We start from the raw sequence: 15,363 nt of genomic DNA on the forward strand, positions 1-15,363 counted from the left end.
CGGCAGGAGGAAAAATGACTGAAGCGAATGTAACCCTTTCCGACGCCGCGGCAAAGCGTATCGCCGCTATCGTCGGCAGCGATCCCGGCAAGAGCGCGCTGCGCGTCTCCGTCGAAGGTGGTGGCTGCTCCGGCTTTTCCTACAAATTCGACCTTGTGGATGGCCCAGCCGACGACGATATCGTCGTGGAGAAGAATGATGCCAAGGTACTGATCGACAGTCTATCGCTGGTCTATATGGCGGGTTCCGAGATCGATTTCGTTGACAACCTGCTCGGCCAGTCCTTCCAGATCAACAATCCGAATGCAGTGGCAAGCTGCGGCTGCGGCACCAGCTTCGCGATCTGATCCAAGAACTATTTTCCATTGATAACCGGCCGAAGATTTTCTTCCGGCCGGTTTCTTGTCTTGTCCGCAAACGCCGGAGCACGATAGAAGAGCGCTCAGGACAGAGAGCAGGATAAAGCCATGAAGATCGCGACATGGAACATCAATGGCGTCAAGGCGCGTATCGACAATCTCACGCAATGGCTGAAGGATTCCAGTCCTGATATCGTCTGCCTGCAGGAAATCAAGACGATCGACGAAGGCTTCCCGCGGCTGGAAATCGAGGCGCTCGGCTACCATGTGGAAACGCATGGTCAGAAGGGCTTCAACGGCGTTGCCATTCTCTCCAAGGATTCGCCTTCCGAAGTCAATCGCGGCCTGCCGGGTGATCCGCTCGATGAGCAGGCACGATTCCTCGAAGCCGTCTTCTCCCTGCCTGGCAACAAGGTGGCGCGCGTTTGCTGCCTCTACCTGCCGAACGGCAACCCGCCGGAAACGGAAAAATACCCCTACAAGCTCGCCTGGATGGAGCGCCTGCGCAAATTCGCGGCCGAGCGCCTCGAATACGAGGAAATTTTCATTCTGGCCGGCGATTACAATGTCATCCCCGAGCCGCATGATTGCTTCGACCCGAAGGTCTGGGAAAGCGATGCACTCTTTCTGCCGCAGACACGCGAAGCCTTCCGCCGGCTGAAAAATCTCGGTCTCGTTGATGCGGTGCGTTCTGCAACCGATGCGACAGCACTCTATTCCTTCTGGGATTATCAGGCCGGCGCCTGGCCGAAGAACAACGGCATCCGTATCGACCATTTGATGCTGTCGCCGGAAGCAGCCGACTGCATGACGTCAACAGCCATCGAAAAGCATGTGCGTGCCTGGGAAAAGCCCTCCGATCACGTGCCCGTCGTTGCTTACTTCGATTTCGCTGCCTGAGATTTAAAGCATTTTCGTTTTACGCGATTCCGGACGCAAAATCGCTGCGCACTTTTGCCGGAATTGCTCGAAAGCTTAGTTGTCCGAGCCGCTCGCAATCGTATGCGATAGGGATATGGCCGTACGCCGATCGGTTTCACTAGCGACCGAGAATGCATCCTCCTGAAGCGATTGCATCCAACTGCAATCCTTCGGCTTACAGCGGTCGAGAGCGGCCGTCATAAGCGCCAAACCGCGGGCAGACTGGCCTTCATCGAAGAGGATGTTGCCGAAGACGGCCATGGCACCGGGATGGCCGCTCTTGCGGGCCTGATTGAGCCATTTCTTGGCCTGGTTGATATTGGCGCTTCCGCCCTCACCCGCGAGCATCATCTGCGCAAGCTGGAACTGAGCCTCGGGAACACCGAAGGTGGAAGCGACCTGGAAATAGAGCTGCCGGGCCTGGTTGAGATCGATCTTCACCGGGCTGCCAGAAATGCCGTGCCTGTAATAATTGGCAAGCGACAGCAGCGCATTGATGAAGAAGCCGGTATCCTCCGAGCCGGGCTCTACGCCCTGCTGTGCAATCTCGCTGTAGATCTTGAAGGCTTCGAAATCATCCTGCGCCACGCCATCGCCATCGGCATACATGTTGGCGAGCGCCCAGCGAGAACCGGTATGTCCCTTCTCAGCGGCGTATTTATAGGCTTCTACCGCCTCTTCCTTCTGACCGTTTTTGTAAGCTTTGAAACCAAACTTGAAGAGATCGAAGGGTCCTGATTCCTTCGTCACGCCCGTCTTGATGTCGAATGCCAGGACCGGACAGGCCAAGGCCAGGGAAACGGCCATCGACATGCTGAGCAGCATGAATTTGAACAATCTGAACTCGGACGTTACCATCTTTACCGGTTTCTTTCGTTCATCCCAGACGCCTGGCGGCGGCTTTCTTCGCCGTTCTGCCCGCGTGGATGCATTCCTTCCAGGCGAGCGATCCCGCGGCGGGCTCCAAGGCCCCTTTATCCGCGTCGCTTCCAGCCCCATGCCCCTCTGTCAAAACCAGCACATCCTTGTGAACCATCCGGCTTCCGGCACGGCTCGCATGTGATGCCTGCGGTATTTCCTTTGCGATCCAGGACCCTGCCCGTCCGCCTCTGTGGTCTTCGTAAACAGCAAATGTGACCAAACCGGTATCGCTACCGTGCCCAGAGAACGAAGCTTCATGCCGGGGGAATGAAAATGATCGGAACGAGCAAATCTGCAACACTATCGAAAGGGGGGATTTTCGGCCGGAAATGCCTTTGGCGAAAAGCAAAACGGCCGTTACCGCTGGCTTCTCGCCGCTGCTATCGCGATGTCTGGCGTTACCCGAAAAAATTCGACCCATGCTACTGCTTACGCACACCTACGCTTGTCATCTCCTCGCCCGCTAATAGCGCTGCGCCCTCTTTGTGGCGGGAAATGGACAAATTCGCCCCGCCGACATCATACGCGAACGGTCGTAAAAAAGTGTTGCTGAATCGTCACAAAACGAGACGAGAAGACGGGATGATTAATGACGGCAAATGAAGAAGAGCCCGGCACCGCCAGGCTCCTCAATTCTTCAAATCAGGGAATTAAAACTTGACCTTTAGGCTGGTCGATAGTGCGGCAACCAAGTCGTTGCCAAAGGAATAGGAGACATCATCTCCAAACGTGACGCCGTTCTGAGTGACGACGCCCGATGAACCGCTCGTTAGAATACCAACGGCACCAGCAACGCGCCACTCGATATGCTCGGTAGGCGTGAATGCAGCGCCGACACCGACTGTCCAGCTATCGGTCTGAGCGCCATAGCCCTGGCTGGTGCCACGGTCCCAGGTCAGGCTGACCGCGCCTGCCCATTGGTCGTTGAACTTGTGACCCACACCGCCCGTTATGGTCCAGCCGTCGCGATAGAGAAGATCGAGCGAGGTCAGTTCCGTCGCGCCGCCGGAGGTGCAGGCAACCACGCCCTTTGTCGATGTCGGGCAGAAAGGTACGGACTGCAGCACACTCCAGTTCGTCCATTTAACCGAACCGAAGGCCAGCCAATCCGGGGCGATACCGCTCTGCAGCTTAAGCTCCAGCGAATCCGGGGCTTCGGCGGAACCGAAGACGGGCGTGACCCTTCCATAGGGAGCGCCATTCAGCGGCGCAATGGGTCCAGTAACCTGAGTGAGATCCACCGTACCCGTCAGGTTGTCGTACTTTACGCGGCTATTGTAGACGAGGCTCGCGCGCATTGCATATTCCGGGATCTCATAGGCCAGACCGGCGCGCCAACCCCAGCCATTGTCTTCGAGATCGAGGCGGCCGATGCCATTGCCCGTACCGAAGGCAATCGGGGCCGTCGAAACCAGACGCTCCTTGAAACCTTCGACTTCCTGATAGAACGCGCCGCCGATGAAGCGAAGCTGTCCCGGACCGACATCGAAGCGATAGGAGCAGGTGCCGCCATAATTACGGGTCTTGATCTCCGTCTCGATGTTGTTGTTGGCACCGGCCCAGTCCAAGCCGGGATTGGAATGGCCGCCGAACGGCTCCGAATAGTCGACAAGGCAGTCAATCGCATCGGCAAAGCCAGCCTTAAAGCCAAAATAAGGGATTGTATAATTGGTAGTCTCGTCGGCGGTGCTCGAACGGTTGTTCAGGTTGCCGCCACCGGTCAATGCCGAGGGTTGCGTGTCACGAGCGTCCTTAAGCTTGCGCTGCGGTGACACGTAAAGGATGCCCGACTGAAACGAGAAGGACGACGTATCGAACAACTGATCGATATTGTAGCCGCCACGCTCCAGACCACCTGCAAAGGACGGTGAAGCCAGTGCCGAAAATACGATGAGCGATGTTACGCTCCTGGAAAACATACGCGCTGCCATTGTGTCTCCCCCACTCAAGCAATTGATGTAATCACACTGTGCTAGTGAACTTAACAAATCGCAACGAGGCGCTCCGCTGCTACGCGAAGTTGCGTTATGACTAATTTACGTAACTGATTGACGGGCACGTCAAAAAATCAGATATATAAAATTCTATTCTTCTATCTGTCAGTTTTTAGGGTTCTATTAGATATTCATTCCACCAAGCGCGGTGGCTGTAACAAACTGACAACAGTGCTGGTTTTCGCGCGCAATATCCCTCAAACGGGTTATATCCACAGGCAGAATCGGCAAAAGCGCCCAATTCCTTACGAATCGTCAGGCTCTTTAACGCAAGAGGCGCGCTCCAATGGAACGCGCCTTGAGAAAAATTATACTCGTTAGCCGCGATTATCCCGCTTCGCTAACTCGCGCGAGAGCAGTCTTCAGGCTTTCGAGCTGGCTCGTCAGTTCTGCATGACGTTCGCGTTCGGCCTCCACCACTTCCGGGTTGGCATTGGCGACGAACTTCTCATTCGAGAGCTTGCCATCAATGCGCGCGACTTCGCTCTCGGCCTTCGCAATCGCCTTTTCGAGGCGGTTCTTTTCCGCCGAAAGATCGATCAGATTGCCGAGCGGCAGGCAGGCGGTCGCTTCTGCGACGATGATCTGAGCGGCACCCTTCGGTGCAGATTCCGCCAGCGAAATACCCTCGACACGCGCCAGGCGCTTGATGGCCGCGTCATGACGGAACAGCCGTTCACGCGTCAGGCTGTTGGCCCCGACGACGACGAGTGGGGCTGTGGCCGATGGCGGCACGTTCATTTCCGAGCGCACCGAGCGGATGCCGGAAACAAGGTCGATCAGCCAGTTGATCTCATCGGCCGCTGCATTGTCGACATAAGACGGCGACGGCCATTCGGCGTGGCAGAGCAATCCGTCACGTTCCTGGCCCTCACCCGCCGTATGTGCCCACAGTTCTTCGGTCATGAAGGGCATGAAGGGATGCAGCAGCTTGTAGATCTCTTCCAGAACATAAGCGCTGCAGGCTTGAGCTTCGGCTTTCGCGCCCTCGTCTTCACCGCCGAAGACCGGCTTCAGAAGTTCGAGATACCAATCGCAGAACTGGTTCCAGACGAAGCGATAGAGCGCGCCGGCGGCATCGTTGAAACGGTAAGCTTCAAGAGCTTCCGTAACGTCACGTTCCGCACGGGCAAGCTCCGTCAGGATCCAGCGGTTGACGGTGAGTTCAGCCGCTTCCGGTACGAAATGCGGATCGCTCTTGGCGCCGTTCATTTCGGCAAAGCGCGTGGCGTTCCAGAGCTTGGTGCCGAAATTGCGGTAACCGGCGATGCGGGCCGGGTCGAGTTTCACGTCACGGCCCTGTGCAGCCATGATCGCCAGCGTGAAACGCAGCGCATCTGCACCATATTCGTCGATCAGTTCGAGCGGGTCGATGACGTTGCCTTTGGACTTCGACATCTTCTGCCCGTTCTTGTCGCGGACCAGGGCGTGAATATAGACGGTATGGAACGGCTCAACCGGGTTATCGTCCTCGTCCTTCATGAAATGCAGGCCCATCTGCATCATGCGGACAACCCAGAACGGTATGATATCGAAACCGGTGACAAGAACACTGGTCGGATAATAACGCTCCAGCTCGGGCGTCTTGTCCGGCCAGCCAAGCGTCGAGAACGGCCAGAGTGCCGAGGAGAACCATGTGTCGAGCACGTCTTCGTCACGCGTCAAAATCTCGCCCGGCCTGAAATTCTCAAGCAGGTCCTCGACATAGGCCTTCATCGGCCCTTCATGCGACAAATAGTGCTGGATGGCGGCCTGCAGCGCCTCTTCTTCGGTCTTTTCGACGAAAACCTGACCATCCGGGCCGTACCAGGCCGGAATCTGGTGCCCCCACCACAGCTGACGGGAGATGCACCACGGCTGGATATTCTCCATCCACTGGAAATAGGTGTTTTCCCAGTTCTTCGGCACGAACTTTGTCCGGCCTTCGCGAACGGAGGCAATGGCAGGCTTGGCAAGGGTTTTGTTATCGACCCACCATTGCTCGGTCAGACGCGGCTCGATCGGCACGCCACCGCGGTCGCCGTGCGGAACCATGTGCTTATGCGGCTCGATCTTGTCGAGCAGGCCGGCCTCTTCGAAGATCTCGACGATGATCTTGCGCGCATAGAAACGATCCTGACCTTCGAGGCGATCCCAGGCGCCGTGCAGGGCGGCCGGATGATCAAGCCCTTCGAGGAAATCCTCGTTGTCCTTGATCGTGATCGTGCCGTCGATGTTCATGATGTTGATCGCACGCAGGCCAGCCCGCTTGCCGACTTCAAAGTCGTTGAAATCGTGTGCGGGTGTGATCTTGACCGCGCCCGTTCCGGCTGTCGGATCGGCATAGTCGTCGGCCACGATCGGAATGCGACGGCCAACGATCGGCAGGATGACGTGTTTGCCGACGATCGACTTGTAGCGCTCGTCCTTGGGATTGACCGCAACGCCGGTATCGCCAAGCATCGTCTCCGGCCGCGTCGTCGCAACCACGAGGTAGTCGCGCGTTTCGAATTCGGTGGGCTTGCCCTCCTCATCAAAAGCGATTGGGTACTGATAGGTGACGCCGTCTTCCAGCGGATAGCGCAGATGCCACAGATTGCCTTTGAGCTCGATCTGCTCGACTTCCATGTCGGAAATCGCCGTCAGCAATTTCGGATCCCAGTTGACGAGGCGCTTATCCTTGTAAATCAGGCCTTCCTTGTAGAGCGTGACGAAGACTTCGAGAACAGCCTGCGACAGGCCCTCGTCCATGGTGAAGCGCTCACGCGACCAGTCGCAGGAAGCGCCGAGGCGCTTCAGCTGATTAAAGATCAGGCCACCCGATTCACTCTTCCATTCCCAGACCTTTTCGATGAAGGCATCGCGGCCCATCTCGCGGCGGCCGGGAAGCTGCTGCTCCATCAGCTTGCGCTCGACAACCATCTGCGTGGCGATACCGGCATGGTCCATGCCCGGCTGCCAAAGCACATCCTTACCGCGCATGCGCTCGAACCGCACCATGACGTCCTGCAGCGTATTGTTCAGCGCATGGCCCATGTGCAGCGAGCCGGTAACGTTCGGCGGCGGGATGACGATGGTGAAGCTCTCCGCACCCGGCTTTGCGTTGGCGCCGGCGCGGAAGGCATCCGCCTCATCCCATTTCGCGGCGATTTTCGGTTCTACGGCGGCGGAATCGTAGGTCTTTTCGAGCATTTTCTGACCAATTCGAGGTTCGAGGATGGGCGTTTTGTAAATAGGATGGCTACGGCCAAGTCAATAAAAAAGCCGCCCCGGAGACCGGAGCGGCTATTGTCTGGAAAAGCGGTCCGATCAGCGGCGAGGGCCGCGCGCCACGCGTTCGATTTCTTCGCGCACGAGACGTTCGACGAGCGTCGGCAGGTTATCATCCAGCCACTCGCGCAGCATCGGCCGTAGCATGTCTTCGGCGATCTCATCCAGCGAGCGGCGCTCGGCGGCGCCATCGATGGCAGCGGCAAGCTCTTCGAAGGAACGGGCAACCTGCAGGCCCGTGTTCTGCGACAGAAGTGACGGCTGACCGTCTTCCGCTACGCGCTCGGACGCAACTTCGGCCGGCTGGAAGGCTAGCGGCTCGACGCGCTGCTCCACAGCGGGAAACACGGGCGCCTCTTCGTCGAGCGCAGGCTGCGGGACATCGGGCAGGCGCTGCTCGGCAAAGACCGGCGCAGGTTCGGGTGCATAATCGGCAACGCGGGGAGCCGGAGCCGGCTCGATCGGGCGCGGAGCAGCAGCTGCGCGCGGCGCGTCATAAGCTTGCTGCGACTGCAGTTCACGGAATTGTTGGGGCATATCACGGAGCGTTTGAGCGGGCTGAACAACGCTACGCTCGGAAGCGGCACGGACGCGGGCTGCGACATCGGCAAGCGACATGGCGCGGGCTGGCATTTCCGGTTCAGACGCCGTGCCGGCAGAATTTGCAGCGACGAAACGCGGATCGGGACGCAGCGCAGCCGGCTCGGGGAACTCGACACCGGCATAGGTATCGTCGACCGTCAGATGAATTTCGGAGTCGTTTTCTTCTTCCGCCCCGTAAACGGGAGGAAGCGAGGTGGAAATCGCCTTTCCGGCGCCTGGCTCATTGCTTTCTATAATCTGTCGAATGGAGGCCAGGATCTCTTCCATGGACGGTTCACGCACTACACCTGGCTGAGCCATATCTATCCCCGTTATCCCTTAACAACGACCGGATGGCGTGGAGCATGCACCCGAATCACCATGACCTTAGAATACCCCAAAGGGGAAAAAAATCAGCGCGAATCAAACAAATGCAGCCATGCACAGTTTTGTTACCCAAGTGTAAGCGAAGTCTGTGAAGGCTTTTAAGACAGCCGAAAACTAAAACGGGCGCCCATGGCGCCCGCTCAAAAAACAGCACTGAAACCGCCTTAGAACACGAATTCGCGAGCCTTGGCGAAACCAGGCAGAGGCTTGACCGAAGCATTGAAGAAGACGTTTTCGGAAACAGCGCCGCGCTCGCTGACGAAGACCTTCGCGCGGGCAGCATTGCCATAACCCTGAACGGCAACGAGACGACCGCCATCCCGCAGCTGGACGAGAAGTGCCGCAGGAACCTCTTCCACCGAACCGTTGATGAAGATCAGATCATAGGGAGCGCCGGCGGCATTGCCCTTCTCAAGCGGGCCGGTCGCCACCTGCACATTTGCGTACCCGGCGAGATTTGCCTTGGCTTCTGCAGCAAGGGTTTCGTCCGATTCGAGCGCCACGACGGAGCCGCCAATCAGCGATAGCAGCGCGGAGGCATACCCCGTGCCGGCGCCGACTTCGAGAACGGCATCATCCTTGGTGACTGCAGCAAGCTGCAGCAACTTGGCGAGCGGCGACGCTTCCATGAGGAAACGGGCCGGATTGCCAGCGGTTGCCGGAGCAATTTCGATATCACTGTCGATATAAGCCAGAACCTTCGCCCTCTCCGGCACGAATACTTCGCGCGGGACGGTGAGGAAGGCCGTCAGCACGGAATGCGAGGTAACGTCCGTGGTGCGGATCTGGTTGTCGACCATCTTTGCGCGTGCTGCTTCGAAATCCATCATATCCTCTCGCCGATGAAAGCGGTTCTGTCTTCCGTCTCTTAATCTCCGGCACGGATGCTTTCAAGGCTTGCCGGAGACCCGTTTGAAGAATCCCGGAAACCCCTCCCCGCATGCAACAGGTGAAAACGATAGCTGCAACTTCCGCGTGGAGCGAATTGCGATTTCGTGATACTGTGCCAACCGGAGGAAATGAGGAGGAGCAGGCCATGTCTGCCATTCTGGAATATTTTACGCTGTTCGACTTTTTCATCGGCGCAGCACTCGTCGGCATATTCTGCTGCGGGCTGCTGGACCGCGAAACGAACTGAACAGATCGTACTCTCCCAGTAAAAGTTTTCTGGCGACTTACTCGGCGCGCCGGAGAAATAGATTTCCGCGTCCAGTTGGATCAAGCCGGTACAGTCGATTGCGCCATTAACTCTATATCAACCATACTGTGCACCAGCCGCGGCTTCCGCTAGTTTGGCCGCATGCAAACATTCGCCATCCAATCGCCAGACATAGAAACGCTTCATTACAATCCGGAAGCGCGGTTACTGCTTGTGAAATTCAAGAACGGCACCATCTGCAATTTCACACGCATCTCGGCGCAGGCGCTGCAGCGGCTGCTCGGCGCCGATGCGAGGATAGAGAACGAAATGGCTGTTGATGGTGTCGACTATCTGGCGGGGCTGCGCAACGGCGGATTGCGGGCGCTTTATTCCCTGACCGGCATCAAGCCGGCGCAGTTCGATTTCAGCTCGGTTTCCCGCATCTGGTGATGCGACACGCGGAATCGATGCCGCTCATTTATGAGGCGGATCGGATTTCCATGTCGGTGAGAAATTTGGAGGCCTCGCCCGGAATTGAACCGGGGTACAAGGATTTGCAGTCCTCTGCGTCACCACTCCGCCACGAGGCCTCACGGGCTGTCATGCTAGCCGTGGCGAGCGTTTAGAATGATCGTAAGGAAATCGCAAGAGGGCTTTCCAAAAACATTTCCTGCAATTTCAAACTCTGGCCACATCTGGTTCGTACAGAACAAGCGTCGATCCGGCTGCGGAAGGCGGCGAGACATCCGCCCTCGCGCCTGAAGATAAAAAGCTCGCTCCGCTAAGAAAGCGAGCCCTACTTGAATAACAATTAGGCTAACAGCTGCCCAAGCGGGCCTCCACGCGCTCCAAATCGCGCAATAGGGGAACTCAGCCGGCCTTTAGCCTGTCACCTATACTTATCCGATAGGACTCATCTATAACGGCGGCGGCTCCTCGACTTTTATTATATTAGATAATACGGAAATTAGACGAGAATAATATTAAAAAAATCTTAACTTGACTTCCAGCGTCGGCGTTCCATCCTCTGTCCGGGAGGGAGAGATAGGAGCAGAAATGAATTGGGTGCCTTTGAATTCGAAGCAGATCCGCGCTGTATCCTACGATCCGGAGACCCAGGTTCTTCATGCCAAATTCGCCGGCGGTCGTGCAGTCCGGCATGCCGGGGTACTGCCGCATATTTACGACAACCTCATCGAAACCAGCGATCCGGAATTTTACTATAAATATTATCTGGAGCCTTCACGTATCCAGGCCGGCTGGTGGCAGAAAGCCAGCTTCAGCTCTCATACGGTGAAGCTGCTGATATTTTTCATCGGCGCACTCGTGATTACGGCAACGGCCCTTGAGGAAAATGGCGAGCTGCCAATTCACCTGTCGGAAATCGCCAAGTCGGGAACGATTGCTCCAGCCTCTGGCGAAAAGCCTGCCGTTTCGCCTCAATAGAGGTGCTACGCTAGCGTACCAAGCGTAATTGCGAAGAAGACGGCAAAAAATCCGAGTTTATAACTTCGCCTGAGTTAGCCGAACCGGGCGCATATCGTGTTAGCCCGCTGATCTCGTCCAGCTTCGCGTCTATAGCGCGCTTGCCCTCTTTCTGGTTCGGGAATGGCCTGCGGCATCTTGTGGGTGGCGGCCCACATTGAGAACGTCGATTTGGCAATGCCAGTATGGTGGTGTGCGGTTTGGTAGGCCGCAGTTGGAAGCTATTAAGACAAGTTGGTACGGTCAACTGCTGTTCAGCGTCATAAATATGCACCAAAAGCCAAGAGAAGTACGCCTACCGCGATAATGGTAAGAGCTTGCCAGTTTTGGCATACTCCGAGAAACCTGATGCCTTGGTGCCGTGGTTCCAGCGTGCTGCCGCCTTGGGGCATTTGATGCGGATCACTCGATCTTCGACGAAGCGCTGATGAGAAGAAAAAAAGCAGTCCGCCAATTATAAGAGCGGCACCCATCAAGATAGCCCACATCGTAGCCTCCGCTAGAGACGAGTGTCTGACGTAACCAGCTTCGGACTTATTAGTTCCGCCTTAGCTGAGGGCAGGTGTCGCGACTAATGCTGATAGCGCAGCTTCACTACGCCATCACCGCGCGTCTTCAAAGAATTCGACGCCGGCCGATTCCAGTGCGGATCGAATGGCGGCGAGCGTGCGTTGCGGATGAAGGAGGCGAGCAGAACCTACGGCAGATCCATCGACTTGCCCCGCCTCGGTGCCCGGCTTCCTCAAGTGCGAAAGAGGCGTGAGAACATGTCCGCCGACTATTTCGGGAAAGTGCCATGAATTGGAATTGCATCCTGCCGCGTAGACACGGCAGGCCAGTGGGCAGCGCGTAGACCGTTGCCCGCGGCCGGTGCGCGTTGCTTCACAACGGCGCACGCCGGGCGCGTCCATCGAGCTATCTACTCGGGGGCAAATCGTTTCGCCAGTATGGTTATTCACCGGAGTCGAACCGCAGAAAACGCGTTTCAAAAGTGGAGAAGAAAGCGCCTGCTTCGGAATTCTCAACGAAAACAGGCGCTTCTCTAAAACTGGCTCCCCGGGCCGGATTCGAACCGGCGACCTGTCGATTAACAGTCGAATGCTCTACCGCTGAGCTACCAGGGATCACCGCTTGGCCGCGGCGTGAGCGGGGTAATACAAATGCTTTCCCGATTTGCCAAGCGGTTTTTTCAAAAAAATGAAATCAGCTTGTATTTGCGTCGCTTGCGCCCATCTCTTGTGGATGACTGAAAAGAAAAATAGACCGAATAAGGCCGGAGAAAAGCGTTTCGGTATTGATCACAAAGACGGCAAGCTGGTTCTTGGCTCGTTGCGGATCCCAATGCCGCGCTCTCGCATCGCAAGAATGACAACCGGCGCATTGCTTATCTTCGGTGGCATTCTCGGCTTTCTGCCAATTCTCGGCTTCTGGATGCTGCCGCTCGGCTTCCTTGTCCTTTCTCACGATCTTCCGGTCGCGCGCAGATGGCGCCGCCGCGTTGCAGTTTGGTGGCATCGCCGAAAGCGACCTGCGTAAATTCGACGTGTTCAGCAAGCTAGAAAAGAAAGACGCCCCCGAGACCGGAGCGTCTTTTGAAACGATCACCAAGCCGGCAGATCAGGCAGACGGCTGCTTGGTCTTTCTCAGATAAGGCAGAACCGTGTCGAAGGAGCCGAAGCGGGCGATCGCGTCTTCATTGGAGACGGCCGCGGTGATGATGACGTCGTCGCCCTGGTTCCAGTTGGCCGGCGTCGCGACCTGGTGCTTGGCGGTGAGCTGGATGGAATCGATGGCGCGCAGGATCTCGTTGAAATTGCGGCCCGTCGTCATCGGGTAGGTGAGGATCAGCTTGATCTTCTTGTCCGGGCCGATGACGAAGACCGAGCGCACGGTGGCGTTGTCTGCGGGCGTGCGGCCTTCGGAACTTTCACCGGCAGCGGCCGGCAGCATGTCATACAGCTTGGCGACTTTGAGGTCCTTGTCGCCGATCAGCGGATATTCGACGTCAAAGCCGGTTGCCGTCTTGATGTCGTTCTTCCACTTGCCGTGGCTTTCGACCGGATCGACGGAAATGCCGATGATCTTGACGCCGCGCTTCTTGAACTCCCCTTCGAGGCCAGCCATGGTGCCGAGCTCGGTCGTGCAGACCGGTGTGAAATTCTTCGGATGGGAGAAGAGAACCGCCCAGCCGTTGCCGATCCAGTCATGGAACTGAACCGGCCCCTGGGTGGTGTCGGCGGTGAAATCGGGAGCAATATCGTTGATACGTAGACTCATGGTCGGCCCTCCAATTGCGGATCGTTAAATCTGGACACTCGCAGGCGTTTCTGCGTGCTGATGACTATCTACAGACCTGAGCCAAGCGCGGTCAAACCAAAGCCTTCCCCGAAAGAGGCAACGGCGGAATATTTATTTCCAGTGCGCAAAGATGGCCTGACATCGGACTAAGATATTATGCGCGCAAAAAGGCAGCGGCACGCGCGCAAATCGATGCTTTTCGCATGTCGCGTTATTCCCTACTCACTATCGAAGAATGACAAAGAGGGAAGCAGCAATGGCAACACCATTCTACTGGAATGAACTGAACACTTATGATTTTGCCGCTCTCTCTGCCGACACGACCATTGCTATCCTGCCGATCGCTTCGACAGAGCAACACGGACCGCATCTGCCCATAGCAACCGATGTGGCGATCGCCAACGGCATGCTGGCGGAACTGCGCCGGCAACGGCCCGACGACCTCGATATCCTCGTCCTGCCGACCCAGGAAATCGGCAAGGCGAATGAGCACGTCTACGGTCCAGGCACGCTTTCCCTCGGCGCCGAGCTGCTGATCCTCGTCTGGACGGCGATCGGCGCGAAGGTGGCGGAGGCTGGTGTGCGCAAGCTCGTTATCGTCAATTCGCATGGCGGCAATGTCGATATCATGAGCATCGTCGCCCGCGAGCTGCGCGTGCGTTACCAGATGGCCGTGATTTCCACCCAATGGGGACGGTTCGGCAATCCTGACGGTATGATCAGCGAGCACGAGACACGTTACGGCATTCATGGCGGCGAGGTGGAGACATCGCTGATGCTGCATTTCCGGCCGGAACTGGTGCGGATGGAGAAGGCTGAGAATTTCGTTTCGAAGGCCGAATGGATGCGCGAGCAATCGCAGTATATCCAGCCGCTGCCACCGCATTCGCTGGCCTGGATCGCCCACGATCTCAATCCGAACGGCGTTGTCGGCGACGCCTCAAAGGGTACGGCCGAAAAGGGCGAGGCAATCTGCCGCCATCAGGTGAAGGGTTTTATCGAGCTACTTCATGACCTGAAGCGCTATCCGCTCTCCAATCTTTATTCGCAATAGTCAGGCGACGACAGGCCGCTCAAGCGGGATGTGTCCCTTGGCTTGCAGTTCCTGCACGAGGCCGGCAAGCTCGGCTAGCAAGTATTCGACGAAGAGGCTGGTGGCTGAATCGAGCGGCGCACGGGCGCGGGCGAAGAGTTTCATCGGCTGATGGCGGCTGTGCGGCTCGGCAATCGGGCGAAAAACCAGCTCGCCCTGGCGGCATTCGGTGATGACATCGAGCGGGTTCAGCATCGAGAGCCCTGCCCCGCATTTGACCAGTTTCTTCAGCATTTCCGAAGCGTTTGTCTCCAGGACCGGCTCGACAGGAATATCGAGCCTCGCCATTGCGAGGTTGATGACCTCACGCAGGCTGGTACCTTGCTGCGCAAGCACCAGCCGCTCCTGTACGACATCGGCCAGGCTGATCGGTCCGGGTCCGATCAGGGGATGGCCAGGCGGCAGGATGACGCCGATCGGTATATCGAAATTGCCGAGTGTGCGGATGCCGGGCGTGGCTGGGATATTGAAGCCGAGGCCGATATCCACCTCACCTGACAGCACCGGATTGACCGTCATCGTGCCGGCATCGTTGCGCAGGTGGATGAAAACGCGTGGATGCTCCGACTGGAAGCGAGCGATGATTTCCGGCAACGGCCCAGCGGCGAGGCCGACCGTCGTTACCAGCCGCACCTTGCCGGCCTGCTGCATTTTCAGGCTCCTGATGCGCCCCTCCAACCGGTCGTAATTCTTCAGAACCTCGCGAATATGCTCGATGCAGAGTTCGCCCGCGGCCGTCAGACGGAGGCCGCGCGGCAGGCGCTCGAAGAGCGGTGCGCCCATTTCCTCTTCGAGTGCCAGTATCTGCCGGTTGATCGCCGAAGAAGCGACGTTGAGACGCGCGGCAGCCTTCCGGATCGAGCCGGTGCGGGCGATCTCGTTGATGTACAGAAGCTTTCTGGAGTGCAGCATCGAGACCTCATTGCATCGTTT

Annotated in this window: 14 protein-coding genes and 2 tRNA genes; 6 read left to right on the top strand and 10 right to left on the bottom strand. The window is 57.3% G+C overall.

The window, feature by feature from the left end; all coding sequences use genetic code 11:
• The first annotated feature begins 14 nt into the window (after positions 1-14).
• Complete coding sequence (erpA, locus tag FHT92_RS01045; RefSeq protein WP_183822007.1) at positions 15-347, top strand: iron-sulfur cluster insertion protein ErpA; 333 nt, start codon at positions 15-17, stop codon at positions 345-347.
• Positions 348-467: 120 nt separating this feature from the next.
• Complete coding sequence (xth, locus tag FHT92_RS01050) at positions 468-1,259, top strand: exodeoxyribonuclease III (protein ID WP_183822009.1); 792 nt, start codon at positions 468-470, stop codon at positions 1,257-1,259.
• A gap of 75 nt (positions 1,260-1,334) precedes the next feature.
• Here xth and exoR read toward each other — a convergent pair whose 3' ends face one another.
• The 5 genes from exoR to FHT92_RS01075 all read right to left on the bottom strand — a co-directional run bounded on the left by exoR (position 1,335) and on the right by FHT92_RS01075 (position 9,243).
• On the bottom strand, positions 1,335-2,138 hold the full coding sequence (exoR, locus tag FHT92_RS01055) for an exopolysaccharide production regulator ExoR (RefSeq protein ID WP_183743641.1): 804 nt from the start codon (positions 2,136-2,138) through the stop codon (positions 1,335-1,337).
• A gap of 713 nt (positions 2,139-2,851) precedes the next feature.
• A complete protein-coding gene (locus tag FHT92_RS01060; RefSeq protein WP_183822011.1) occupies positions 2,852-4,132 on the bottom strand; it encodes an OmpP1/FadL family transporter in 1,281 nt (426 codons plus the stop codon).
• A 390-nt stretch (positions 4,133-4,522) separates the two neighbouring features.
• Positions 4,523-7,366 carry a valine--tRNA ligase gene (locus tag FHT92_RS01065; protein ID WP_183822013.1) on the bottom strand — a complete coding sequence of 948 codons (2,844 nt, stop codon included), beginning with the start codon at positions 7,364-7,366 and terminating at the stop codon, positions 4,523-4,525.
• Between the two features lie 117 nt (positions 7,367-7,483).
• Positions 7,484-8,347, bottom strand: coding sequence for a DUF2497 domain-containing protein (locus FHT92_RS01070; protein ID WP_183822015.1), 864 nt, complete (start codon positions 8,345-8,347; stop codon positions 7,484-7,486).
• A gap of 230 nt (positions 8,348-8,577) precedes the next feature.
• Entirely contained in the window at positions 8,578-9,243 is a 666-nt protein-coding gene (locus tag FHT92_RS01075) for a protein-L-isoaspartate O-methyltransferase family protein (protein ID WP_183822017.1), read from the bottom strand.
• A gap of 542 nt (positions 9,244-9,785) precedes the next feature.
• On the opposite strand from FHT92_RS01075, the gene FHT92_RS01080 reads away from it, so the two are divergent.
• Positions 9,786-10,004: a hypothetical protein gene (locus FHT92_RS01080; protein WP_312858749.1), complete on the top strand. Its 219-nt coding sequence runs from the start codon at positions 9,786-9,788 to the stop codon at positions 10,002-10,004.
• 66 nt (positions 10,005-10,070) lie between these two features.
• On the opposite strand, the gene FHT92_RS01085 is transcribed toward FHT92_RS01080, so the two are convergent.
• Positions 10,071-10,144, bottom strand: a tRNA-Cys gene (locus tag FHT92_RS01085).
• Positions 10,145-10,610: 466 nt separating this feature from the next.
• Between FHT92_RS01085 and FHT92_RS01090 the strand changes: the two genes are divergently transcribed.
• Positions 10,611-11,000, top strand: a complete 390-nt coding sequence (locus tag FHT92_RS01090) for a KTSC domain-containing protein (protein ID WP_183822021.1) — start codon at positions 10,611-10,613, stop codon at positions 10,998-11,000.
• 299 nt (positions 11,001-11,299) lie between these two features.
• Here the strand turns inward: FHT92_RS01090 and FHT92_RS29150 are convergent, their stop codons facing one another.
• Both FHT92_RS29150 and FHT92_RS01095 read right to left on the bottom strand, forming a co-directional pair.
• Entirely contained in the window at positions 11,300-11,527 is a 228-nt protein-coding gene (locus FHT92_RS29150; protein WP_246735110.1) for a hypothetical protein, read from the bottom strand.
• Positions 11,528-12,088: 561 nt separating this feature from the next.
• Positions 12,089-12,163, bottom strand: a tRNA-Asn gene (locus FHT92_RS01095).
• Positions 12,164-12,281: 118 nt separating this feature from the next.
• Here FHT92_RS01095 and FHT92_RS29155 point away from each other — a divergent pair.
• A complete protein-coding gene (locus FHT92_RS29155; protein WP_246735111.1) occupies positions 12,282-12,575 on the top strand; it encodes a hypothetical protein in 294 nt (97 codons plus the stop codon).
• Between the two features lie 81 nt (positions 12,576-12,656).
• Here the strand turns inward: FHT92_RS29155 and FHT92_RS01105 are convergent, their stop codons facing one another.
• Positions 12,657-13,316, bottom strand: a complete 660-nt coding sequence (locus FHT92_RS01105) for a peroxiredoxin (protein ID WP_183822025.1) — start codon at positions 13,314-13,316, stop codon at positions 12,657-12,659.
• Positions 13,317-13,593: 277 nt separating this feature from the next.
• On the opposite strand from FHT92_RS01105, the gene FHT92_RS01110 reads away from it, so the two are divergent.
• Positions 13,594-14,391, top strand: a complete 798-nt coding sequence (locus FHT92_RS01110) for a creatininase family protein (RefSeq protein WP_183822027.1) — start codon at positions 13,594-13,596, stop codon at positions 14,389-14,391.
• Here FHT92_RS01110 and FHT92_RS01115 read toward each other — a convergent pair whose 3' ends face one another.
• Positions 14,392-15,342 carry a LysR family transcriptional regulator gene (locus tag FHT92_RS01115; RefSeq protein WP_183822029.1) on the bottom strand — a complete coding sequence of 317 codons (951 nt, stop codon included), beginning with the start codon at positions 15,340-15,342 and terminating at the stop codon, positions 14,392-14,394.
• Positions 15,343-15,363: the final 21 nt, after the last annotated feature.

This window comes from Rhizobium sp. BK377, assembly GCF_014193935.1.
Classification (GTDB): Bacteria; Pseudomonadota; Alphaproteobacteria; order Rhizobiales; family Rhizobiaceae; genus Rhizobium.